The organism is Rhizobium oryziradicis (assembly GCF_001939045.1).
GTDB lineage: Bacteria > Pseudomonadota > Alphaproteobacteria > Rhizobiales > Rhizobiaceae > Allorhizobium > Allorhizobium oryziradicis.
Genome location: NZ_MKIM01000023.1, coordinates 14,465 through 38,047, shown reverse-complemented (window position 1 = coordinate 38,047; position 23,583 = coordinate 14,465). Strand labels below are relative to the sequence as shown.

The 23,583-nt window shown below is 55.6% G+C and carries 23 protein-coding genes and 1 pseudogene; 3 read left to right on the top strand and 21 right to left on the bottom strand.

All coding sequences use genetic code 11. The features are described from left to right. Window positions 1-62: 62 nt before the first annotated feature. A complete protein-coding gene (gene hpaR / locus BJF95_RS05315; RefSeq protein WP_075638486.1) occupies window positions 63-572 on the top strand; it encodes a homoprotocatechuate degradation operon regulator HpaR in 510 nt (169 codons plus the stop codon). A gap of 3 nt (window positions 573-575) precedes the next feature. On the opposite strand, the gene BJF95_RS05310 is transcribed toward hpaR, so the two are convergent. Continuing rightward, on the bottom strand, window positions 576-1,514 hold the full coding sequence (locus BJF95_RS05310) for a LysR family transcriptional regulator (RefSeq protein ID WP_075638434.1): 939 nt from the start codon (window positions 1,512-1,514) through the stop codon (window positions 576-578). Between the two features lie 104 nt (window positions 1,515-1,618). On the opposite strand from BJF95_RS05310, the gene BJF95_RS05305 reads away from it, so the two are divergent. Beyond that, window positions 1,619-2,515 carry an MBL fold metallo-hydrolase gene (locus BJF95_RS05305; protein WP_075638433.1) on the top strand — a complete coding sequence of 299 codons (897 nt, stop codon included), beginning with the start codon at window positions 1,619-1,621 and terminating at the stop codon, window positions 2,513-2,515. 67 nt (window positions 2,516-2,582) lie between these two features. Here BJF95_RS05305 and BJF95_RS05300 read toward each other — a convergent pair whose 3' ends face one another. The 10 genes from BJF95_RS05300 to ectA form a co-directional block, all read right to left on the bottom strand. Beyond that, window positions 2,583-3,173 carry a phosphotransferase gene (locus BJF95_RS05300; RefSeq protein ID WP_083638703.1) on the bottom strand — a complete coding sequence of 197 codons (591 nt, stop codon included), beginning with the start codon at window positions 3,171-3,173 and terminating at the stop codon, window positions 2,583-2,585. Window positions 3,174-3,188: 15 nt separating this feature from the next. Then, window positions 3,189-3,962, bottom strand: a complete 774-nt coding sequence (gene ehuA / locus BJF95_RS05295; protein WP_075638432.1) for an ectoine/hydroxyectoine ABC transporter ATP-binding protein EhuA — start codon at window positions 3,960-3,962, stop codon at window positions 3,189-3,191. Beyond that, a complete protein-coding gene (ehuD, locus tag BJF95_RS05290; RefSeq protein WP_075638431.1) occupies window positions 3,959-4,651 on the bottom strand; it encodes an ectoine/hydroxyectoine ABC transporter permease subunit EhuD in 693 nt (230 codons plus the stop codon). Before ehuD ends, ehuA begins: the two co-directional genes overlap by 4 nt. Before the next feature lie 3 nt (window positions 4,652-4,654). Continuing rightward, a complete protein-coding gene (gene ehuC, locus BJF95_RS05285) occupies window positions 4,655-5,326 on the bottom strand; it encodes an ectoine/hydroxyectoine ABC transporter permease subunit EhuC (RefSeq protein ID WP_075638430.1) in 672 nt (223 codons plus the stop codon). A 114-nt stretch (window positions 5,327-5,440) separates the two neighbouring features. Continuing rightward, the gene (gene ehuB, locus BJF95_RS05280) at window positions 5,441-6,298 is read right to left on the bottom strand and encodes an ectoine/hydroxyectoine ABC transporter substrate-binding protein EhuB (RefSeq protein ID WP_075638429.1); all 858 of its coding nucleotides are present in this window, start codon (window positions 6,296-6,298) and stop codon (window positions 5,441-5,443) included. A 91-nt stretch (window positions 6,299-6,389) separates the two neighbouring features. Then, window positions 6,390-7,949, bottom strand: a complete 1,560-nt coding sequence (locus BJF95_RS05275) for an aspartate kinase (protein WP_083638702.1) — start codon at window positions 7,947-7,949, stop codon at window positions 6,390-6,392. Between the two features lie 99 nt (window positions 7,950-8,048). After that, the gene (gene thpD / locus BJF95_RS05270; protein ID WP_075638428.1) at window positions 8,049-9,014 is read right to left on the bottom strand and encodes an ectoine hydroxylase; all 966 of its coding nucleotides are present in this window, start codon (window positions 9,012-9,014) and stop codon (window positions 8,049-8,051) included. A 36-nt stretch (window positions 9,015-9,050) separates the two neighbouring features. Next, entirely contained in the window at window positions 9,051-9,443 is a 393-nt protein-coding gene (locus BJF95_RS05265; protein ID WP_075638427.1) for an ectoine synthase, read from the bottom strand. Between the two features lie 15 nt (window positions 9,444-9,458). Beyond that, on the bottom strand, window positions 9,459-10,754 hold the full coding sequence (gene ectB / locus BJF95_RS05260) for a diaminobutyrate--2-oxoglutarate transaminase (protein WP_075638426.1): 1,296 nt from the start codon (window positions 10,752-10,754) through the stop codon (window positions 9,459-9,461). 50 nt (window positions 10,755-10,804) lie between these two features. Beyond that, the gene (gene ectA / locus BJF95_RS05255; RefSeq protein WP_075638425.1) at window positions 10,805-11,356 is read right to left on the bottom strand and encodes a diaminobutyrate acetyltransferase; all 552 of its coding nucleotides are present in this window, start codon (window positions 11,354-11,356) and stop codon (window positions 10,805-10,807) included. A 287-nt stretch (window positions 11,357-11,643) separates the two neighbouring features. On the opposite strand from ectA, the gene BJF95_RS05250 reads away from it, so the two are divergent. Continuing rightward, entirely contained in the window at window positions 11,644-12,144 is a 501-nt protein-coding gene (locus tag BJF95_RS05250; protein ID WP_075638424.1) for a MarR family winged helix-turn-helix transcriptional regulator, read from the top strand. Window positions 12,145-12,274: 130 nt separating this feature from the next. Here BJF95_RS05250 and BJF95_RS24625 read toward each other — a convergent pair. From BJF95_RS24625 to BJF95_RS05205, 10 genes and pseudogenes are all read right to left on the bottom strand, one after another. Beyond that, window positions 12,275-12,370 (bottom strand): annotated as a pseudogene (locus BJF95_RS24625) (2-keto-3-deoxy-L-rhamnonate aldolase); the annotation flags it as partial. Between the two features lie 28 nt (window positions 12,371-12,398). Then, entirely contained in the window at window positions 12,399-13,202 is an 804-nt protein-coding gene (hpaH, locus tag BJF95_RS05245; protein WP_075638423.1) for a 2-oxo-hept-4-ene-1,7-dioate hydratase, read from the bottom strand. A gap of 1 nt (window position 13,203) precedes the next feature. After that, entirely contained in the window at window positions 13,204-14,079 is an 876-nt protein-coding gene (locus tag BJF95_RS05240) for a fumarylacetoacetate hydrolase family protein (RefSeq protein WP_075638484.1), read from the bottom strand. A 121-nt stretch (window positions 14,080-14,200) separates the two neighbouring features. Next, the gene (gene hpaD, locus BJF95_RS05235; RefSeq protein WP_075638422.1) at window positions 14,201-15,181 is read right to left on the bottom strand and encodes a 3,4-dihydroxyphenylacetate 2,3-dioxygenase; all 981 of its coding nucleotides are present in this window, start codon (window positions 15,179-15,181) and stop codon (window positions 14,201-14,203) included. Window positions 15,182-15,243: 62 nt separating this feature from the next. Continuing rightward, complete coding sequence (hpaE, locus tag BJF95_RS05230) at window positions 15,244-16,761, bottom strand: 5-carboxymethyl-2-hydroxymuconate semialdehyde dehydrogenase (protein ID WP_075638421.1); 1,518 nt, start codon at window positions 16,759-16,761, stop codon at window positions 15,244-15,246. Window positions 16,762-16,857: 96 nt separating this feature from the next. Continuing rightward, window positions 16,858-17,250, bottom strand: coding sequence for a 5-carboxymethyl-2-hydroxymuconate Delta-isomerase (locus BJF95_RS05225; protein WP_075638420.1), 393 nt, complete (start codon window positions 17,248-17,250; stop codon window positions 16,858-16,860). Window positions 17,251-17,350: 100 nt separating this feature from the next. Then, the gene (locus BJF95_RS05220; protein ID WP_245297236.1) at window positions 17,351-17,869 is read right to left on the bottom strand and encodes a flavin reductase; all 519 of its coding nucleotides are present in this window, start codon (window positions 17,867-17,869) and stop codon (window positions 17,351-17,353) included. A 9-nt stretch (window positions 17,870-17,878) separates the two neighbouring features. After that, a complete protein-coding gene (locus tag BJF95_RS05215) occupies window positions 17,879-19,444 on the bottom strand; it encodes a 4-hydroxyphenylacetate 3-hydroxylase N-terminal domain-containing protein (protein ID WP_075638419.1) in 1,566 nt (521 codons plus the stop codon). A 258-nt stretch (window positions 19,445-19,702) separates the two neighbouring features. Then, window positions 19,703-21,445 carry a hydantoinase B/oxoprolinase family protein gene (locus BJF95_RS05210; protein WP_075638418.1) on the bottom strand — a complete coding sequence of 581 codons (1,743 nt, stop codon included), beginning with the start codon at window positions 21,443-21,445 and terminating at the stop codon, window positions 19,703-19,705. Between the two features lies 1 nt (window position 21,446). Then, window positions 21,447-23,534: a hydantoinase/oxoprolinase family protein gene (locus BJF95_RS05205; RefSeq protein ID WP_075638417.1), complete on the bottom strand. Its 2,088-nt coding sequence runs from the start codon at window positions 23,532-23,534 to the stop codon at window positions 21,447-21,449. Window positions 23,535-23,583: the final 49 nt, after the last annotated feature.

Here is a 23,583-nt window from a genome sequence, read left to right as displayed (position 1 = left end):
GTCTTGCGATCCTGGCCGGAATGGCACAATGAACGTGTTAAGATCATAAGAGTTCGATGAAAATGGCTGACGCGCCCCTGAAACCGCATGAAAACGCAGACACGCTGGAAGGTGAGACAGCGCCACGCGCCACGCGCCGTTCGCTGCCCATCACGCTGTTGCGCGCCCGTGAGGCGGTGATGAGCCACTTTCGACCCATGCTGGCGCAGCATGATGTGACCGAACAGCAGTGGCGGGTTATTCGCGTGCTGCATGAGGCGGGCATGCTGGATGCGTCAGAGGTGGCCGAACGCGCTTTTATTCTGGCCCCCAGCCTGACACGGATGATCCGCTCGCTGGAAGAACGCGGCTTTATTTCCAAGCACAAGGACAGCGCCGACGGGCGGCGCGTGCTTCTCAAAATTGCCCCGGCGGGCGAAAAGATCATCCGCGAGGTGCTGCCAGACAGCCGCAAGATTTATCAGGATCTCGAAAATCGCTTCAGCCGCGAGCGGATGGATATTTTGCTGGAACTGCTGGATGAACTCGCCTCCTATCGCAACGAGGCCGGTGGATCTCTGCAAGACGAATGATCGTCAACCGGGGGTGGCAGGTGGAAGCATCGCCGTTTTGCGCATGCGCTTGCGTTCGACCACCATCAGCATATCAATGAAGGATCGCACCTTGGCGGGTCGAAATCTGGCCGGTGGAAGCACCGCGTAAATGCCGCCCTGTGGCAGCGTCCATTCCGGCAGCAAGTGCACCAGTTTCCCTGCCCGCACATCAGCCTCCACCATGTAATCGGGAAACACGGCAATGCCGACACCTGCCGCCACGCAGGCGTAGGCAGCTGGTGTTTTGTCTGTGGTCACGATAGGTTGGGCTTCGATGGTGACCGTCTCCGCCTTGCCACGGGAGAAGGTCCAGCGAGATGCGTTTTTCAACGCTCTGTTGGCAATCCAGGGGAGATGTGCGGCACCAGCCGGGGTAAGATCCGCCGTGAGACTGCTGGCAACTGCCGGTGTTGCAACAAGAATTTGTTCGAATGTGCCAAGCCGTCGTGCCTGATGGCTGGAATCCAGCAACCAGCCGACCCGGATGGACAGATCGATTTTTTCGGCAATCAAGTCACTGACGCTATCATCAAAGATGACATCGACATGCATTTGGGGATTGGCTTTTCGATACTCCGCAATTGTCGGGGCCACAACGGCGGCCCCATAATCGAGCGGCGCGGTCAGTGTCAGCGTTCCGGATGGCTCGGCACTGCGCAGCGACATTTCTCCATAGGCGGCTTCGGCCTCGCGCAAAATCAGCACGCAGCGCTGATAGAACAGCTTGCCATCCTCTGTCGTGTGCAATCTGCGGGTCGTGCGCATCAGCAGCGTCACGCCCAGTTCTTCTTCCAGCCTTGCGATCTGGTGGCTGACAACGGCCTTGGCTACGCCCATGCGATCGGCTGCCGCAGTAAAAGACCCCGCTTCGACAACAGCCGTAAAGAAGATCAGCCGATTAAGATTCAGCAGGTCGCTCATCATTGTCTCATTCAATCATACAGTCTGTATGATTGAATGATATTTATTGACGATTCAAGACCTGAGATAGTGATGCACGCCAATTCACCATCGAGGGACTTCCCATGATTACACGCCGCGAAACCTTCAAGCTTACCGCCGCAGCCGGCCTTGCAGCCGCCCTGCCCCTGACCATCGCCCGTGCGGCTGGAAGCCCGCTGGCATGGACATTTTTTCAGGCCAATGAAGCAGGCTTTCGCCGCACACCTGTGCTGCTCACGGGCAAGAAAGATGCAGTCCTGATTGATGGTGGCTTTACCTTTGCCGATGGCAAAACAGTTGCGGATGCTATCAAGGCAACCGGCAAGCGTCTGACCACAATCTACATCAGCTGCAATGATCCGGATTATTATTTCAGCCTGCGTCCGATTGTTGAGGCCTTTCCCGAGGCGAAAGTCATTGCCAAACCAGTCACCGTTGAGGCCATCAAGACCAATGTCGAAGAAAAATTGAAGGTTTGGGGACCGCAACTCAAGGAGAATGGCCCACAAACGCTGGCCGATGTGGTGATCCCGCAAGCCTCCGACGCCACCTCGCTCGATTTAGAGGGCAATGCAATCGACATCATCGAAGTGCCAGACATGCATGATCGTCGCTATCTTTATGTGCCATCGCTTGAGGCCGTGTTCGGCGGCGTTCTGGTCGATTCCGGCAACCACGTCTGGGTCGCTGATACGGCAACCGTTGCATTGCGTGCGGCCTGGATCAAGGCGCTTGACGGCATCATTGCCCGCGCACCCAAAATCGTCGTGCCCGGACATCAGGTTGAAGGTGCGCTGCAAGGTCTCGAAGCTGTCAAATTTACCCGCGACTATCTGGTTGCTTTCGAAGAAGAAATGGGGCGCACCAAGGACAGCGCCGAGCTGATCGCAACCATGACCAAGCGGTATCCGAACCTGGCAGACACATCAACGCTTGAGCTGGGTGCCAAGGTAGCAAAAGGCGAAATGAAGTGGGGTTGATGAAAGGCAGAGCATGCCGTTTCAGTTAGGCCGATGTCATTAAAACGGTAGCATGTCTGAGGATCTGTCAGGGTCGCAGTGAACTCCACAGATCCTCAATCATGGCAGAATCGTCGACCAAGGCCAATGTATCCGCTTTATAGCGCTGCAATCGCTCCATTGCGTCTGGCATGTCGTGCCGTTCTCCAATCCAGCCTATATAAGTGACGCTGCGCAACACCATGAACAGCGGCAGGGTCAGCAACGCGCTATCTGGCAACACCCTCACGCGGCGATACCCTTCAATCAATGCGGCTTTGATCACAAGATAGTCAGGTTCCGCACGGCTTTTGAACAGGGCGGTGGCGATATCGAACATGCGATAGCCAAGGCCGCCATCATCAAAATCAATCAGTTCGATCCGGTTGCCATCCACCAGAACGTTTTTCCGTACGAGATCGGCATGGATCAGGCCATAGTCGAGGCAAGAGCCTTTTGAGTAAATTACGTGAAGCCAATTCTGTGGCCCATTTCGCAGCAGTGCTTGTTCAGGCTGCTGGCTGAACGTTTTTGATGACTTTTGGCTTGGCAGCGCCGCGAGCGCCTTATCGACCTCGCGACGTTGCCTGCAGACGCTCTCGATTGTTGTTTTCGCATCGGACCCAAAACCGGTTCCCACGTTTCGGCCAAAGCTCTAATCAATCACCGCCTTAAGGAATTCGCGGGTGCGTTCCTCAGTGGGATCTGTAAACAGCTCTTCCGGCGTGCCCTCCTCGCGGATCTGGCCTTGATCGAAAAAGCAGACACGGTCCGAGATTTCTCGAGCAAACCGCATCTCATGTGTCACCAGCAGCATCGTCAGGTCATGCTCTTCGGCAAGTCCGCCAATCACGTTCAACACCTCTCCCACCAATTCGGGGTCTAGCGCCGATGTCGGTTCATCAAACAACAAGATCTTGGGCCGCATGGCCAAGGCGCGGGCGATACCGACGCGTTGTTGCTGACCACCGGAGAGTTGATGCGGATATTTATCGGCCTGATCGGCCAGACCAACGAGATCCAGCAGCTCGCGCGCCCGCATGGACGCCTCCTTTTTGCCAAGGCCCAAAACCCGCACGGGCGCTTCGGTGATATTGCGCAACACCGTCATGTGGGGAAACAGATTGAAGCTTTGAAACACCATGCCCAGCTTCATACGCATGGCGCGCAAATGCGCCTCGCTGGCCGGTTTCAAACTGCCGTCCTGGCCTTTCTCGTGCCACAGCGGTTCACCATCCACGCTCACCATGCCGCCGTCAATATTCACCAGCGTCATCAGAATGCGCAGCACGGTGGATTTGCCCGAGCCGGATGGACCGATGATAGACACTTTTTCGCCGGGATTGACTTCGAAATCCAGCTCGTTGAGCACAGTCAGGTCACCAAATCGCTTGATGACCTTGTCAAATTTGATGATCGGTTCTGTCATTTGAGAGCAAGCCCCTGTTTGGGAATAGCGGCATCCAAGGCACGAACGCCAGCCGAGGCCACCATTGTCATGATGAGGTAAAGCCCGCCCACAATGGAGAGCGGAATGAGATAGTTGAAGGTGCGATCACCAACGATTTTCGCAACGTTGAGCATTTCCAGCACAGTCACGACAGACAGCACCGGAACGTCCTTCATGATTGACACCAGATAATTGCCCATAGCCGGCACAATGCGCGGAATGGCCTGCGGCACAATGATATGGGTGAAGGTGCGTGCCGATGACAGGTTCAACGCCCTCGCCGCTTCGCGCTGGTCTGCCGCCACGGCTTCGATCCCGGCGCGGTAGACCTCAGACATATAGGCACTGTATTGAATGCCCAGCGCCAAAGCCCCGGTCATGAAAGCTGGCAGCACGATGCCGTAATCCGGCAGAACATAGTAGAGGAAAAACAGCTGCACCAGCAGCGGCGTGTCCCGAATAAATTCGCTGATCAGGCGCGCCGGCCATGAGATGATCTTTAAAGGAGCCGCCTTTAAAACGGCAAAAACTAGACCCAGCACCAAGGCCACGCCGAAGCCGACAATGGTGGCATGCAAGGTCACCAACATGCCGGTCAGCAAGATCGGCAGAATGGACACGGCAAAGGCAAGTGGGCCGGATGTATCCCAGGAATATCCAAACAACATGGCTCAGCTCCTCACTGTGCGCCAGCGACTGACGGCATGTTCTGTCAAGCGCATGATTGCGGTCAGCACCAGCGCCATGCCGAAATACATCACCAGCAGGATCGTGTAGACGGTTGTGCTGTCCTGGGTGAAATTGCGGATCTGTTCGGCGCGAAAGCTCAGATCCCCAAGGCTCACCAGTGAGACAAGGGCGGTGTCTTTCAGGTTTTGCACCGCCAGATTACCAAAGGGCGGCATCATTTCTGGAATGGCCTGAGGGATGGTGATGTGAAACAATGTCTGACGCGGGCTAAAATTCAGCGCGGTTGCCGCTTCATGCTGGCCGCTTTCCACCGATTGAATGGCACCGCGCACCACTTCAGCACCATAGGCACCAATGTTCAGGCCGAGGGCAAGAACACCCGCCGCAATCGGCGGCAGGCGCAAATCCATACCAATCGCCTGGCCGACCAGCGGCAATGCGAAATAGAGCCAAAACAGCTGCACCAACAGGGATGTGCCGCGAAAAATTTCAATATAGGTGATGGATAGGCCACGAATGACGAAACTGCTGGAGAGTTTGCCGATGCCGGAAACAAAGGCAAGAATGCCACCGAGCAGCATCGAATACACGGTCAGCTGTATCGTCACCCATGCGCCCTGCATCAGGGGGTCTAGATATTCAGTCCAATCCATAGGCCTGTCCGAAAATCAAAGGGGTTCAAACCGAAACAAGGGAGCGCAGGCGCACTCCCTTGCGAGACAATGATGGAAGAGGTTCAGGCTGAGCCTGACAGCCTCTCACACGCGCTATTCACTTTTGCACAATTGTGCTGTGGTGCGCTCCATTGAGCCTTTCAGGTCCGCTTCGGTAAAGCCGTAGCCGGTCAGACTCTTGGTCCATTCCGGCGTCTTCTTATATTTGGCCAATGCCGTATTGACGGCCTTTTGCAGGCTTTCATTGCCGCTGGCAAAGGTAAAGCCACCCCAGCTGCGCACAGCCTTGCCATCAATCATCGGGTCTTTGAAGTCGCTGGCCGTTTCAACTTTCTTGCCCTTCTTGGCAAGGCCGCCCACCGTCAAACTGGTCGCGGCATAGGCATCAGCGCGACCTGTGGCAACAGTTGAAATTGCATCGGCGTTGGAGGCAATCGTCACCATATTTCCGTCTTTCACGCCCAGCTTCTGCATCATCTCCAGCTGATCGGCACCCGCCATAATCGCTACCTTCAAATCAGGCTTCTTGGCAAAATCGGAAAAAGCATGAATGCCCTTGGGGTTGCCCTTGGCCACCAACAGCCCTTCCCCGTAGGAACTATTGGGCTCCGAAAATAGAACCTGCTTGCAGCGGTCAGGCCGGATTGCCATTTCAGCAGCAACCATATCAAAACGGTCAGCTTGCAGGCCAGGAATGAGCGAGGAGAAATTGGTGGTCACCCATTTGATGTTCTTGATGCCAAGCTCTTTCATGATCGCCTTGGCAACATCAGGCCCCGCCCCTTTTGCCTTGCCCGCCGGCGTCATGTAACCGTATGGAATTTCATTGGCAACAGCGATGCGGATTGTGCCGCTTTTCTTGATTTGCTCAAGCGTTGCGGCATGGGCGGATGCGCTTGCAAAACCTGCCATCGCGACAGTACAAATCATTGCTTTTGTTAAAGTCTTCATAAAATCTCTCCTGATTTCAACGATTAAAAGATCTCGTCCTGATCTTGAGGCAGGCGGCCTCTCATTCAATGTCTCTCAAATTTTGAGATGTTCAGGCTGCAACATGCAGCAGGTTTGCGTTGGGTGCGGTTTCGCTCACTCCGGTTTCACTCATTCCGGTTTCACTCATTCCGGTTTCACTCAGGCCGGTTTCATTCAGGCCGGTTTCGACCAACCCCCGATGCAAGGCGACCACAGCGGCATCAAAATCACGCTCTTCGACCACCACCTGCAAATCCACCTTGCGCAACAGGTCATGAATGCCCAGCACACCGATGCCGGCCTCATTCAAAACGGCAATCGTGCGGGCCAGAACCAAAGGATCACGCAGGTTTCGGCCAATCACCGACACCAGCGACACCTTGTGCAGCGACATGCTGGCGTCGGGGAAGGTCACGGACAAATCGGCCTCCACCCGCTTGATGGCATTCATGGAGCCTTTGAGAAAATGGGTGATGGTATTGGCATTGGAGCTTTTGGAGACAATCCAGACTTTGTGGCGCTGCAAGGCCTCCAGAATGGCAGAATCATACCCTTTCACGCCGACCATATCCTGATCGAAAAACTCGAAGGCATAGACCGATTTCAATCCGGTGATGATTTCCACCTGTGCCTTTGCCGATGTCAGATCAGAGCGGATGAGCGTGCCTTGATGCTCGGGCTCAAACGCATTTTTGACCCGAAGTGGAATATTGGCCTGACGCAGACTTTTGGCGGCCCTGGGATGAATAGCCTCCATGCCCATATTGGAGAGCTGATCCGCCACATCATAATTGGTTTCGCCAATCACCCGCACCGCATCGACGCCGACAACATTGGGATCCGCCGACGACAGATGGAATTCCTTATGGATAATCGCCTCGCTGGCCTTGGTGACAACCGCGATGCGCGACAGCGTCACTTCACTGTAGCCGCGATCATAGGTGCGCATCAGCACCTCCTGGCACTGGGCATAGCCGGTGACAATCGGCAATTCCTCGCTCAGTTCAATATCCGCGAATGCGCGGGCAATGCAGTCATCCAGACTGTATTGCTTATCCTCGCGCCAGCCGGTCAGATCAACGAAGCGCGCTCGAATACCGTGCTGGCGCAACAAAAGTGCCGTGTTGAAAGCGGAATGAGCCTCTCCCAAAGACGACAGCATTTCCCGAACCGACATCAAATGCTGCTCGAGCTGAAAATGACCAAAAGAACACAGACGCGACAAATCAAACAGGCATGAGCGAACGCCTTCGACACGCTCGCGAATAAATCTGTTGGCCGATTGACGCGACCCTTCATCGGCAAAGATTTCACTGTTCAACGCCAAAAACCGATCGGTCAGATCGCGCAGCGCATCGCTCCATGCGCCACTGCCCATACCGCGGCAAAACAGGGCGTAGACACCCGGCTCACCACTCTTTTTATGCTCCAAAAGGGCATCCGTGATACCGGAATAGGCCGACACCACGAAAATCCGATTATAAAGGGCCTGACCTTGCCGATCTCCTATCAAAACCGTGTCCAGCAATTCGCGCCAGCGTGACATGGATGTGCCGCCGATTTTCTCAACCGTATGGCCTTGATCTTCATGGCTGGGATCTTCAGCGCCGTTGGGCAGTTCAAAAGTCATGGTTTCTCCAGACGTCTTTGCGTGTAGCGAAGACGGCGTGTTTTTCTTTTCGGTTGAAACGGTGAAGGGCGGACGTCTTTATGCCGCAGATATAGAGTATTACAGCGAACCTTCGTGCGCCATATATGGTGCCCGACGCTGTAGCCTGCCGCTTTCGATTTTGATCGGCTTTTGCGGATCGCGAGCGCTCAAAAACGCGGGCCGAGGAGCCTTGGCCGCATAGGGCTGCTGCAAACGGTTCGACCAGGCATTGTAGACGAAGAATGCGTTTGAGCGCGGAAACGGCGTGATATTGCCATTGGAGCCGTGCAGCGTGTTGCAATCAAACAGAATGACGGTGCCAGCATTGCCTGCCGCATAATCAATCCCGTATTTGTCAGCCATTTTCCCAAGGCTTTCAGGGGATGGAACACCGATTTCCTGCTTCTTCAAAGAACGCGCATGGTTGTTCTCGGGTGTTTCACCGGCACAAGACACAAATGTCTTATGAGAGCCGGGGATCAACATCAAAGGACCGTTCAGCGCGTCATTGTCGGTGAGCAAGACGGAAGCCGAAATGGCCCGCATGCGCGGCATCCCGTCTTCTGCATGCCAGGTCTCGAAATCGGAATGCCAGTAGAATTCCTTGCCGTTGAAGCCGGGTTTATAATTGAGGCGCGACTGGTGGAGATAAACCTCATCATCCAGCAGATAGCGCACCCGTCCCGCGATGCGCTCATCGCTGGCGAGACGTTCAAACAGGTGGTTGTGCTCATCCAGACGAAACACCGTACGCACCTCATCCGAATCCGGCTCCGTGATCACGTCTTCAGCCGGAATGGACATCTCGCCTGAGCGCATACGAAGAGAATCGCGCTGAAGGGCTGCGATTTCGTCGGCTTGGAACACATCGCGCAAAATCAGATAACCGTTGGCTTCGAAAAACTCGGTTTCCTGACGGGTCAGCGGGGCCTGCGGCGTCCATTGACCCCAAACGACGGGATCTTTACGCTCCGACCAGATTTCCGTGGCAAGTCTTGTCGGATAATCATCGTGATTGGCGGAGTTTTTGGCAGTTTGTAACATGTCTACGCCTTTCGTTTGTTATTGGAGGGTCGGACTTCAAGCGGCTGCACTTGCTGGCGCATAAGAGCCATCTTCGCGATGCACTTCCTGACCGGTGACCGGCGGATTGAAGCAGCAGGCCATAACCATTTCTGATTTCGTCGTGAGGCGGTGGCGATCATTCTGATCCAGCGCATACATCACGCCGGGGCGGATCTGATGCACCTTGCCGGTGTCCAGTTCCTCGATCGTGCCCTCGCCGGATACGCAATACACGCTTTCAAAATGGTGTTTGTAGTGAAAAACATGGCTGGTGTTTTCATGAATCCGGGTGATGTGAAAGCTGAAACCCATGTTGTCATCAGCCAACAACAGACGGGTGCTATCCCACCCTTCGGCATTGACCAGGCGTTCTGTCTCGCGGGCTTCGTTCAAATCTCTAACAATCATCTTGATCTCCTTGATTTATTCAGCAGCAATGCGATGGGCACCGAGGGCTGCATCAAACGCATCCTCCAGAATGTCCAATCCATCATTGAGTTGCTTGTTTGAAATGGTCAGCGGAGCCAGAATCTTCACAACTTCATCGTGGCTGCCGGATGTTTCGATAATCAGGCCATTGGCAAAGCAGGTGCGGCAAATGCTGGCGGCAAGTTGGCCGGTGCCGACTTTCAAACCGCGCATCATGCCGCGGCCCATCACGGTCAAGTCATAGCGATCGGCAATAGCCTGCAAACGACTGCCCAGATCATCGGCTTTGGCGGCGACCTCCCGCTCAAAGGCATCGTCCGCCCAGAATTTTTCCAGCGCCGCCTGCGCCGTCACAAAGGCATGATTGTTGCCGCGGAACGTGCCGTTGTGCTCGGCTGGTTTCCAAACATCGTATTGCGGGCGCATCAAGGTGACAGCCATCGGCAATCCCATACCGGACAGGGATTTGGCCAGCGTAATAATATCGGGCGAAAGCCCCATGCCCTCAAAGGAGAAGAACCCGCCTGTTCGACCGCACCCCGCCTGAATATCATCGATTATGAACAGCGCGCCGTGCTTGCGCGCAATTGCCTCGATCTTGCGCAGCCATGGGGCCGATGCTGCATTCAATCCGCCTTCGCCCTGCACTGTTTCCACAAGAATTGCCGCAGGCGCATCAATGCCGCCAGAGGGGTCCGATAGCTGCCGGTCCAAAAGCTGTGCCGTATCAATGTCCGGGCCATAATAGCCATCAAAAGCCGCCCGCGTCACACCAGAAAGGGGGGTGCCAGCACCGCCGCGATGTTTGCCATTGCCCGTGGCAGCCAGCGCCCCGAGGGTCACACCGTGAAAGCCATTGGTGAAGGCGATAATGGTGTTGCGGCCCGTGACTTTACGTGCCAGCTTCATCGCGGCTTCAACGGCATTCGCGCCGGTTGGGCCTGTCATCTGCACCCGATAATCCATCTTCCGTGGCTTGAGAATCAATCGATCAAAGGTGGAGAGAAAGCCTTCCTTGGCATCCGTGAACATATCCAGCCCATGGGCAATGCCATCTGCCGAGATGTAATCAACCAGCGCAGCCTTCAGGTCTGGATCATTGTGGCCATAATTGAGGGTGGAGCAGCCCGCCAGAAAATCGGTATAGGCTCGGCCCTCAATGTCGTAGATTGTTGCCCCGACCGCCTTGTCAAACATCTTTGGAAAGCTGCGCGAATAGGAACGCACCTGGCTTTCAACACGCTCGAATGTGGCGATCGAAGCTGGGCGGTTTGTCTTAGATATTGTCATTGAAGATTATCCCAATAGTATGAATGGAAGGCCCCGAAAAAGGGAAGAGGTCATGCCGCCTTCGAGAAATGCGTATTTGGCTGTTCAAACGGTCCGATCACCACTTCAAATTCGGTGTCATGCAGGCCGCGAAAATGCTCAGTGCTAGAGAAATGCTCATGGCTTGTGATGGATGCCTTCAGCTGGCGAGCAACAGATTCAAACAATTTCCAGGAAGCTGCATTGTCCTTGGTAATGGTGCAGCGCACATGCCGCACAGCGGCGCAATCTCCGCGGCTTAAAACATCCTCAATCAGCCCCTGTGCCAAGCCGCGGTTGCGCGCTTTGGGGCTGACACATACCTGCCAGACAAACAGAGCATCGGGCTGTTGCGGCGGTATATAGCCAGACATCCAGCCAACAACCTCGCCGTCGAGATGGGCAATGGCGCAGGTGGGGGCAAAATGACTGCATTGTAGCAGATTGCAATATAATGAGTTGTTATCCAGGGCGGCGATGTCACCCACCAATTGCCAGACATCTGCACCATCTGCAGATTCTGGAGCCCGGATCGAGATCGGACTTTTGCTGGAATCCGTTGATCGTCCTTCGGTCGCTTGCACGTATAATCCCTCCTTATCATGGCCATATAGTTAGTTTTTACGAACTAACTGTCAACCGTGTTTTTTTGGGATTTTTTCACATTTTTGATAAAAAACATCATTAAAATATTGATTTTACGAAGAAATATCTTGTTATATAATTTCACTCTCCGTCGTTATTCAATCAAAAAATCAGAATATTATTTTAATTAACAAAATATTATTTCCACACGCCCTCGCGGGACGCCGCTTGGCTTTGACGCCTTCGAAAGTTATGGTGTGGGTTCATTGGAACATGGATTCTTCAGGTGGAAAATCGAACCAAGCTTGCCTTGACGGCCATGCGCAGAATTTTGCGCACCGCAGAGCACAATAGCAAAGCTGTCATGCAGCAAACCGGGCTGACATCCTCGCAATTAATCTTCCTGCAGATGCTGGAAGGCGAACAGGAACAGACCGCCGGTTTGATTGCCAGCCGCATGGGCATTACCCAGGCAACAACCACGGCGCTGATACAAAAGCTGGAGACCATGGGCGTCATCAACCGTCGCAAGGGCGAGCAAGACAAACGTCAGGTTTGGCTATCCCTGACGGAAAAAGGCCGTCAGGTGCTCAGCATCGCCCCGGACGGTATCCATGCACGGTTTCATGCACGATTTTCAAAACTCGAAGATTGGGAGCAAACCATGCTGGTCGCCGCCCTGGAACGGGTGGCCTATATGCTGGATGACGACAAAGACAGCGTCGCGGCCATTCTTGACACCGCACCCATTCTTGCACCGGATGATGCGGAAAACTCAGCACCATAGTCCTTGCCCACCATGCCGTGTGGCAGCCTATTGGCCTCCTCAAAGCACGCACAAAAGGAAGGCACCCATGATGTGAGACGTGCGTTACAAGGGTGGTAACCGCTTTGGCGTCTTGCAATCCTTTGGAAGGTTAAACCGCATTGAAATCTGCGCGCAACTGGCTCGTGGCATTGGCAAACAAGGTTACATCGTTACCAATCGCCACAAAAATTGCGCCCAGATCAACCGTATAAGGGCTGAATGGGCATCTCTCTTTATTCGAAATAAAGACTGACGGATCCGTAAGGCCCGAAATCGCCAACAATAGTGTCGCCATGCCTGGCTTCAATGGGGCGAATGAACGAACCTGCCAAAACGATCTGTCCGGCCTCAATCCCATCACCATACTGCGCCAATCGATTGGCAAGCCAGGCAATGCCGCGTGCGGGTTGATTTAATACCCCTGCCCCAAGGCCGGTTTCCTCAACCTCGGCATTGCGCGAGACAATTGCCCCCATCCAGCGCATGTCGATCTGATCGGGTCGCACTGCCCGCCCGCCGGTGACAACTCCGGCATTGGCAGCATTGTCGGCGATGGTGTCGAATACGCTGCGGGTTTTCTTCGTCTTCGGGTCAACACGCAGAATACGGGTATCGAGAATTTCCAATGCAGGCGTCACGTAATCCGTTGCATTGAGCACATCAAACACCGTTACACCGGGGCCTTTCAGGGGAGCCTTCATCACAAAGGCAATTTCGACCTCGATGCGTGGCTGAATGAAACGATCTTTTGGCACGGTGGCACCATCTTCAAACACCATATCATCAAATAAAACCCCGGAATCGGGAATGTTGATGTTCAGCGCATATTGCATCGCCTTCGAGGTGAGGCCAATCTTCCAGCCAATCACCTTTCGCCCACGGGCGATTTTCTGCTTCACCCATGCGCCTTGAATGGCATAGGCGTCATCCATCACCATGTCAGGGTGTTTCAAGGACAAAAGCCCTGTCTGGACACGGCTTTTTTCGGCCTCATCGAGGCTCATGGCTGCGGCTTCAATTTGATCGCGTGTCAGCATCCTAGAGCACCTCATCTGCAATTGTGTTGCGCAACAAGCCAATGCCTTCGGCCTCAACCTCAACCACATCGCCGGGCTTGAGCCAAATCGGTGGATCGAAGCGTGCGCCCGCGCCGGTTGGCGTGCCACAGACAATGACATCGCCCGGAACCAATGTGGTAAAGGTCGAGATGTAATTGATAATCTTGCGGAACGAGAAAATCATCCGGCTGGTACGATCGCTTTGGCGCACCTCTCCATTCACACGGGTTTCAAGCCTGATGTCGGCCAATTGGCTTTCATCGGTAAATGGCACCAACCAAGGACCGATAGAGCCTGAAGCATCGAAATTTTTGCCCTGTGTGACGTTAAACTTGGCATGACGCACCCAATCGCGCAGCGTGCCTTCATTGCACAGCGTCAATGCTGCAATGTGTGACAAGGCCTCGGCTTCGGCAATACGGCGTCCGGCTTTGCCGATGACAATGGTGATTTCACCTTCATAATCCAGTTGGTGACTTTCCGGCGGGCGGATCAACGGCCGGTCATGACCGGTGAAAGAACGGGGAAAGCGGATGAACAACGATGGATTTGTCGGAGCCGCCTGCCCGTCCTTATATTCCTCATTGCGATCGGGAAAATTGACGCCAACACAGATCAGTTTTTCCGGGTTGGCAAGCGGAATATCAAAGGTGATGGCACTGAGTGGAAAATCCGGCTTCAGATCAGCAGAAGTCTCCAGCACTTCGTTGAATGCATTGGCCACCACCACATCCATGAGCGTCGGATAGCGCGTGGCAAAGCGGGCCGCGAGATCAATCACACCGCCATCGATGATGAGGCCATAGGCCTGTCTTTGCCCGGTGGTAAAGCTGGCAAATTTGGGGTGGTTTTTCATGGGTAAATTGCCTTTACACAATGCCGCCGAGGCAGACATCCTTGATTTCAATGAAGTCGCCGATTCCATGTTTGGCCCCTTCGCGACCAAGGCCAGAGGATTTGACACCGCCAAACAGCGCTTAAGGCGCGATGATCGGCTGCGCCTTGAGGTCGGAGTGGCGCACATCCGTCCCGGCAAATGTGCTGCCATGTTCAAACCACGAGCGTGGTGCAGCGGCACCCCAAAGGGTCTGGCGCTGCGGGTCTTTCAGATCCCATTTGATCGGCTCAAGGTCAGGATCAACCGTCTGATAATCCGAGCAATAGATCTCGATGCGGTGGCCATCCGGATCGAGAATGTAGAGGAAGAAGGCATTGGAAATGCCGTGGCGGCCCGGGCCGCGCTCGATATTGGCAACCCAACCGGTGGTCGCCATCAAGTCGAGCAGATCAATGATATTGAGCGGCGTTGGCACCCAGAACGCGGTATGGTGCAGGCGCGGGCCGGTGCCATTGGTGAAGGCGATGTCGTGTACGCCGCCCTTTCGGTGGGTCCACGCGGCCCACAGGCGGCCGGTTTCTTCATCAGCGGTATATTCTGTAACGCGAAAACCAATTTCGTTGTAGAAGGCAACGGATTCATCCACGTTGGAGGAGAAGCAGTTGAAGTGGTCGATGCGCAGCGGCTTGACGCCCCGGTAAAGGGCATATTGCTGGTGAATGGGCGGCAAACGATCCATCCGGGCATAGAACTCCAGCGGAATACCATGGGGATCACGCGTGCGGAACGTGCGCGCCTGATAGGGCCGCTCAACCCATTCCACTGGCAGGCCCTTGGCCTTGAAGAAATGCGCGGCCTTATCCAGTTCCTCCTCATCAAAAACCTTGAAGCCAAGGTCACGCGCTTCGGAAAACGCCGATTTGCGCAGCACGATGCAATGATGGCCGCGCTCTTCCATGGCGCGCAGATAGATCACCTCGGATGTTTCATCCGTCACCTGCAAACCGAGCGTATCCACATAAAACGCCCGCGATTTGGCCAGATCCTTCACGCCAAATTCAACATGGCTCAGACGCACGATATTGAAGGGTGGATAAAGATTGGGTGTGGGTAGTGCCATGGTCAGTTCCTCCGTCCATCTGTTGTTCAAAACAGACACTCATATGTGTTCTTGATTGTTGATCAGCCGCCGAGTCTGGGAATGGCATGAGCCGTGGTCGCAAAGGCGATGTTCTTGGTTTCCATGTAGAAATCGAACGACCAGTCGCCGCCATCACGGCCAATGCCGGAATTTTTAACACCACCGAACGGCGTTGGCAGATGGCGTACATTCTCGGAATTCACCCAGATCATCCCGGCCTCAAGATGATCGGTGAAGCGGAAGGCGCGGGTGACATCGGATGTCCACAGATAGCCGGTCAGGCCGTATTGAACATCATTGGCAATCGCAAGCGCTTCGGCCTCATCGGTGAACGGAATGGCTGTCAGCACCGGGCCAAAAATTTCCTCCTGGGCTATGCGCATCTGGTTGTTGGCACCGGTAAACAGGGTTGGCGAGACATAACAACCGCCGCCGGGACCGTCGAACTTCGTGCCACCGGCCGCAACTGTCGCCCCTTCCGACTTGCCAATGGCGATATATTCGAGCACCTTCTTCTCATGCACAGGATGCACCAGCGGCCCAATCACCGTTTCCGGGTCCAGCGGATGACCAACCTTGATGCGCTTGGCTTTTTCCGCCACCAGCGCGGTGAATGTGTCGTAGATACTGGCCTCGACCAGCAAGCGTGACGACGAGGTGCAGCGCTCGCCGTTCAGCGAGTAAATCATGAACACGGCAGCGTCCGCTGCCCGCTCCAGATCGGCGTCGGCAAAGACGATCACCGGATTTTTGCCCCCCAGCTCAAAATGCACGCGCTTGAGCGTATCCGCACCCTGTTTCATGATCATCGATCCGGTGCGGCTTTCGCCAACAAAACCAATCGCCTTGATCAGAGGATGCTCGGTCAGCGCCTTGCCTGCATCCTCTCCCAAACCATTGACCAGGTTCCACACACCCTTTGGCAGACCTGCCTCTTCAGCAATCTCCACCAGAAGGCGGGCGGTGAGCGGCGAAAACTCTGCCGGCTTATGAACAATGGTGCAGCCGGCGGCCAATGCTGGCGCAATTTTCCACGTGGACAGCATGAACGGCGTGTTCCACGGCGTGATAATGCCCACCGGACCAATGGGCGCGCGGGTGGTGACATTGACCTGACCGGGTGCGCGAATGCTCTTGCCATCCCGCGCTTCCGGGGCGCGATCGGCGAAAAAGCGAAAGTTTTCTGCCCCGCGCAAAGCGGCTTTCGCCATGAATTTCAGCGATTGTCCGGTGTCCATCGCCTCGACAAAGGCGATTTCTTCGGCGCGCGTCTCAATGGCATCGGCAATTTTGTGCAGCAGCTTTTTGCGCACATCACCTGCCATGGCCGCCCAGGCCGGAAATGCCGCCTTGGCCGCCTTGGCCGCCAGATCTATATCGGCGGCCTTGCCGTGGGCGACTTTGCCTAAGGGTTTAAGATCAACCGGCGAGATCGTTTCAAATGTCGTGCCATCAAGGGCCGCAATCGCCTCACCATTGATGTGGTTCAAAACACCATCTTGCGCAAAACGGCCAAGGTAATTCTTCGCCTTTTGAATATTGTCGTCAAGCTTGGACATGGTCTCTCCGTATTCTTGCTCCAGCAACAGACAAGCCAGCCTACTGTCGCCCTGTTGCGCATCAATCTTTGTTGAAAGGGGGACAAAATGGGGTGGTCAGCCGGTCTTTTGTCGCAACCTCGGATGGATGGTGTTCTTTTTCCAGCTCAGGTCCGGATCGATCTCACGGATCTCCAGCGTCAGCGCGAAATGCGGCGTCTCAAACAAGGTGGCGAGTTCTTCGGTCACCGCGGCAAAAATACGCTCGCCCACCCGCTTTTTATCCTCGGCACTGCGCCCGACACCAACCCGCAACGACATGTCGATAAAAGCATTTTCGGGCAACCGGTCGGCAATGGCATAGGCTTGCGCGCCAAAGGCGCGAACCCGCACGGCACCGGTTTCAAACAGGCCGGTTGCCAAAAGCTCATCCAGAATACGCACACAGAGCGCATTGAAATCGACGCGGTCAACGAGGTTGGCCGAATATTCGATGTTAAAATGCGGCATAACTCCTCCACCGCTGATCGCTTGGCGCTTTCGCCAATATATTTATCATGTTAAGTATATTGGCGACGGTGTCAAGCCACCACAGTTCATTCAGCCATCATTATTGCTCCAAAGCCATGGCAAGGGATGGACCATTGACAAAACTGCGGTCGACATAAAGCAGCGCATGGCCATCACGACGGGCACGGATTTCAACGACCTCGCCGATCAGGATATTGTGTGTCCCGACCAGACGGGCTTCCTTCAAAAGGCAATCAAACGACACAATCGCATCGGCCAAAGCCTGATTGCCGGAGGCAAAGTCCACCCAGTCACCGGCTGCAAAGCGGGACGCCATATCCGGCTCGCGTCCGGCAAAAAAGCCCGCCAGATCCTTGTGATCACCTGTGAGGACATTCACGCAAAAGCGACGGTTTTCCATAAACAATGCCGTCTGGGCCGAGCGGCTGTTCATGCACACCAGCAAGGTTGGCGGCTCATCTGTGACCGGGCACATGGCGGTGGCGGTAAACCCGCCGCGCCCGGCAGGTCCATTGGTGGTGATGATATTCACCGGCGCGCAGACCCGCGCCATCGCATTACGAAACGCCGCTTGAGAAACAGGAGCATGGAGCATCATACCCTCTCCTTATTCCGCAGCATCACGTATGGGATCTGCACGGCCATCAAGAGGTTGGAGCCAGGTGTTACCCGTCCAGCCGTGCTCGTCATAATCGCTCATGCAGGTGTCCACCAGCGCTTCCATATCGCGCAGAACCCTGCCTTTCTCGGCACCCTTCAGCACCTGAAGGCGCACATCTTCCGGCGTGCCCGCATAGTTCAACTCGTAGAGCGCGTGACGGCCACCAAATTCCGTGCCGGTCGCATCCCACAGCAATTTCATGATCTTGATGCGCTCCTTGTGGCCCATATCATTGGAGCCGCGCACATATTGCGCCAAATAGCGATCAATCTGCGGGTTGGCGAAATCCTTGGCCGATGACGGCAGATAAATCAGGCCCGACGCCACGGAGCGGCGGATCAGGTCGATAATGCGCGGATAGGCATCCGACATGAAAGCACGGTAGCATAGGGCCGCTTCGAGGTTGGGCAGCTTCGCACCGCCCACCCAGTCTTGCGGATTGCGTGCCATGGCATCATAAAACGCCTTGAACTTGTGGCGCAGGGCAATCACCTCGCCCAGCATGGCCTGATTGCCGCGAAACGCATCGCCGCCAGTGGCGCGCAGCGCCTTGGCCAGCAGACCCGCCAAAAACTCCAGCTTGACGATAAAGCGACCGCAGCCCTGAAAGCAGAAGCCCTGCATAAACCCGGACATGACCGTAAACGACAGGATACGCTTGGCATCCTTGTAAATCAGAATGTCCTCCCAAGGCACAAACACGTTATCAAGCACCAGAATGGCATCATTCTCGTCAAAGCGCGACGACAGTGGGTAGTCAAACGGCTGACCCAGCCGGTTTGACGCTTCCTCATAGGATGTGCGGCAGAACATCTTGATGCCCGGCGCATTCATGGGCGCGATGAAGGTGAGCGACAAGGATGGGTCTTCTGTCACGGTGGCCGATGCCTGGGCCAGAAGATTGTAATGGGTCAGTGCCGATGAGGTGGCCACCACCTTGGCACCAGAGACATAAACGCCCGCATCAGTCTCTTTCGTGACGTGCACGAAAACGTCCTTCACATGCTCGGCGGGTTTATGCCGGTCAATGGGCGGATTGACGATGGCATGGTTGAGAAACAGCGCCGATTCCTGGGTGCGCTTGTGCCATGCGCGGGCATTATCGGCATAATCGCCATACCATTCGGCATTGACGCTCAATGTGTTCATCAGCGAGGCTTTATAATCGGCCGTGCGGCCCATCCAGCCATAGGTCATGCGCGCCCATTCCGTGATGGCACCCTGCTGACCAACCAGATCATCGACCGAACTGGCATGCTTGAAAAATTTATGGGTATAGCCGCCGTTGCCGGTATCGGTGGGTGCGGTCAACACATCCTTGGTGGCCGGATCGTGCAACGCGTCATAAAGCCGTGCCAGAGAGCGCACCGAATTGCGCATGGATGGATGGGTGGTGACATCGTCAACGCGCTCACCATTGATATAGACTTCGCGGCCATCGCGCAGCGACACGATATATTCGGCCCCTGTCAATGGACGTGTGGTTTCGCTGCGGAAATCTTCGGCTTTCATCTCAGTTCCTCCCTTGAGATGATCAAACCGTAGCCCGTGCCATTCGCGTCAACCATGGACAGAATGACAAAATCAATTGTACTTTTTTCGGCGGATGGGCACCGCGTGCGTCTCAAAATTGCCAAGGATGGTGAAAGGATCATCCCCGATGCGCTGCTGGATGAATCCGCCTCCTATCGCAACGAAGCCGGTCTTTTATTGCCTGAAAAACAAACCACACGCGCGTTTTGCCATGACTGCATGTGGTTTGAGGCCCCGTCACCCTCTGGCGGCGCGGCAAGCCTTGGTCGCTTGCTCATCAACCTCATAATTTGACATCAGCAGGACGCCAAACAAATGTTCGGCTTGATCGGGTGTATAGCGGCCCATGCGCACATCTCGCGCAACACTTTCGCAATCGCGGCGCAGCGGATCGCCATAACCGCCGCCGCCCGGCGTCATGACCCGCACACGATCACCGGGGGTGAGCGGAATATCCTGGGCCTTGGACAAATGCACCGGTACGATCACCTCGCCATCCTTGAACACCTGCACGCAGTTGGGCGCACCATCCTTGCCACCCAGCGCACCGGGTGGGCCAAAGCGGCCGTGATCCATGACAAAGCTTGCGGTTGCCTGCCCGCGCCGCAGCTCGATCTCATAATCAAGGCCAAAGCCGCCGCGATGGTAGCCCGCGCCGCCGGAGCCTTCGCGCAGCGCATAGCGGTGATAGAGCACCGGATATTGCTGCTCCATGATTTCCACAGGCGGAGCCTTGGAAATGCCAATGGTGGAGCAGCCATTGGCCAGCCCATCATGATCAGAATTTCCGCCATAACCGCCGCCGGAAATTTGATACATCACATAACCCTGATTGCGCTCTTGATCGAAACCGCCCAGCGCAAAATTGCCGGAGCTACCGGCAGGCGATGCGGTAACGCGATCGGGCAAGGCCTCAACAAGGGCGGCAAACACCGCTTCGGCAATGCGCTGGCTGACTTCTGCCGCACAACCAGACACCGGTCTTGGATAGTGCGCGTCTAAAAAGGTGCCGACGGGTCGGATCACGTTCAGTGGCTCAAATGCGCCTGCCGAAATAGGCACATCCGGGAAGATATGGCGCATGGCCAGATAGACCGAAGACAGCGTCGTGGCCAAAACCGAGTTCATCGGGCCAATACACGGCTTGGACGAGCCGGTAAAATCGAAGGTCAATTCGCCAGATTTGGCGGTGATGCTCAAGCGAATTTCCAGTGGTTCATCCACCACGCCATCGCTATCGACATAGGCGGTGGAGGTGTAGGCACCATCCGGGATCAGCTTGATGCAAGCCCGCATCTGCTCCTCTGATCGGCGGCGCAACTCGGCAATCGCCTCGTTGACCGTCGCATCACCATAGCGGTCCAGCAGCCGCGTGAGGCGTTTTTCGCCAACCAGAAGGGCGGCGGCTTGCGCCTTTACATCGCCAATCCGCTGCTCGGACACCCGGATATTGGAGCAGATGATGGCGTAAATCTCTTGATCCAGCACGCCTTGCTTGAACAAGCGCACCGGCGGCAGGCGCAATCCCTCTTGCTCCACCGAGGTGGCAGAAGCCGAAAAGCCACCCGGCACCGCCCCACCCGTATCCGGCCAATGGCCGGTGTTGGACAGCCAGCAAAAAATTTCTCCATCCCGATAGACCGGCATGGCAAAGCGCACATCCATCAAATGGGTGCCGCCAAGGTAAGGATCATTGACGATATAGATGTCACCGGGCTGGGGTGCTGCGGCCTTGCCATTGGCAATCATCTCAATCAGCACGCGGGTGGAATATTGCATGGTGCCAACAAACACCGGCAAGCCGCTGGAGCCTTGGGCAATCAGCGCACCATCAATGGCCGAATAAATCCCGTCCGAGCGGTCATTGGCCTCGGCAATCACCGGCGAAAAAGCAGCGCGTGAAAAGGAAAGATCCATCTCGTCGCACACCTGTTGCAGGCCCGACTGGATGACGGAGAGGGTGATGGGATCAACGCTCATATCAGCCTCCAATGCCGTTTTTCAAGGTGATGATAAGATTGCCATCCGCATCCTGATGGACATGATCGCCCGGCTCGATGATAACGGTGGTGTCCATCTGCTCGACGATGGCGGGGCCAATTAACGTAGCATCGGCAGGCAGGTGGTCGCGCCAATAAATCGGCGTATCAACAAAACCATCAAACCACACAGCGCGAGTGCCTGTCTGGGCATCAGTAAGGCTTTGCTTACGGCCCTTGCTGTCAATCAGCGCTGAAAGATCAATCTCCTCACGACGGCCAATCACCGAAGTGTTGACATTGACGAGATTGGCGCGAATTTCCGGCAAAGCCACGTGGAATCGGGCGAAATAGGCTTCCTCAAAGCGCTGTTGCAATTCTTCGCGGGTGGGTGTCGCATTGGGCAAAGGAACCCGCAAAAGATGCGTCTGACCAATAAACTGCATATCCACCGAGTAGATCTCGCGGATCTCGCGAATGAAGACTGCTTCCTTACCAATCAGACGATGCCCCTCGTCTCTTTGGGTTTTGAACCGCTCATGCACCGCATCCATATCGACAATGGCCAGAGGCCGGTTGATGGTATTGACAAAATCATGACGCAGATCGGCCACCACACAGCCCAATGCATTGGTGATGCCGGGGCGTGATGGCACCAGCACCTTTGGAATACCCAGCTCGCGGGCAATGGCCGAGGCATGCAGCGGCCCTGCCCCGCCAAAGGCAAACAGCGCAAAATCGCGCGGGTCTTCACCAAGGCTGACAGACACCATCCGCACCGCATCGGCCATGCGGGCATTGGCAATGCGCAGCACGGCCGAGGCGCTGGCAATGGCATCAAGGCCCAAAGGCTTGCCCAGCTCCGTTTCAAAAATCGCCTTCACGTCATCCAGCGTCATACCGCCGGGCACTTTGTTCAGCCGCGACGGGTCGAGCCTGCCGAGCAGCAAATTGGCATCTGAAATGGTCGGCTTGGTGCCGCCACGGCCATAGCAGATTGGTCCGGGCAAAGCCCCCGCACTCTCTGGCCCAACCTGCAACAGGCCAGCAGCCGTGATGCGCGCGATCGAGCCGCCACCCGCACCCACCGTGCGCACATCCACCATCGGCACATGGATCGGCATGGCATATTCAATCTCGATCTCATTCGAGACAGTGGGTTCTGCATTGCGGATCAGCGCCACATCGGTGGAGGTGCCGCCCATGTCATAGGTGATCAAGTTGGGCATGGCGGCTCTGCGTCCGGTATAGGCTGCGGCCATCACACCGGATGCGGGGCCAGACATCACGGTTTTGGCGGCTTCACGCGCCACGTGGCGTGCAGACACCATGCCGCCATTGCCGTTCATCACCAGCACATCATGCTTATAGCCGCGGGCTGCCAAGGTGTCGGCCAAACGCTCAACATAGCGCCGCAGCAAAGGCTGCACAGAGGCATTGACGGCAGCGGTCACGCCGCGCTCATATTCGCGGCTTTCCGACAACAGCGCGTGGCCAAGGGTGATGTTGTCATTGGGCCAAAGCTCAGCTGCGATTTCGCCAGCCCGAAGCTCATGGGCCGGGTTGGCATAGGCGTGCAAAAAGTGAATGACCAGCGCCTCACAGCCCATATCGATCAGGCGTCGAAGCGAGCTGCGCAGGCTTTGCTCATCCAAGGGCGTAACAACATGCCCTTGCGCATCCATGCGCTCTGGCACTTCAAGCCGCAGATCGCGCGGAATAATCGGCTTGAACTCACCTTTCATGCCATAGGCTTGCGGGCGGGTCCGTCTGCCAAGTTCCAGCACATCGCGAAACCCCATGGTGGTGATAAAGCCGGTTTTGCACAATTGGCGCTCCAGCACCGCATTGGTGGTGGTGGTGGTGCCATGCACAATCAGATCCAGTGCGGCAATATCGGCCCCTGCCGCATCCAGCGCGTTGATGACGCCAAAGGCTTGATTGTCCAGCGTGGTCGGGGTTTTCGCCAGCCGCACGGTGCCATGGGTGGCATCAAACAACACAAGATCGGTAAAGGTGCCACCCACATCAATGCCGGCCACCACCGATTGTGTGCCCTTGCCATCCGCTGATTTGGCTGATTGATCCACGCTTGTTCCCTTCTTGTTTTTTTTGCAAAAGACGCCCCGTTCTGCGCGG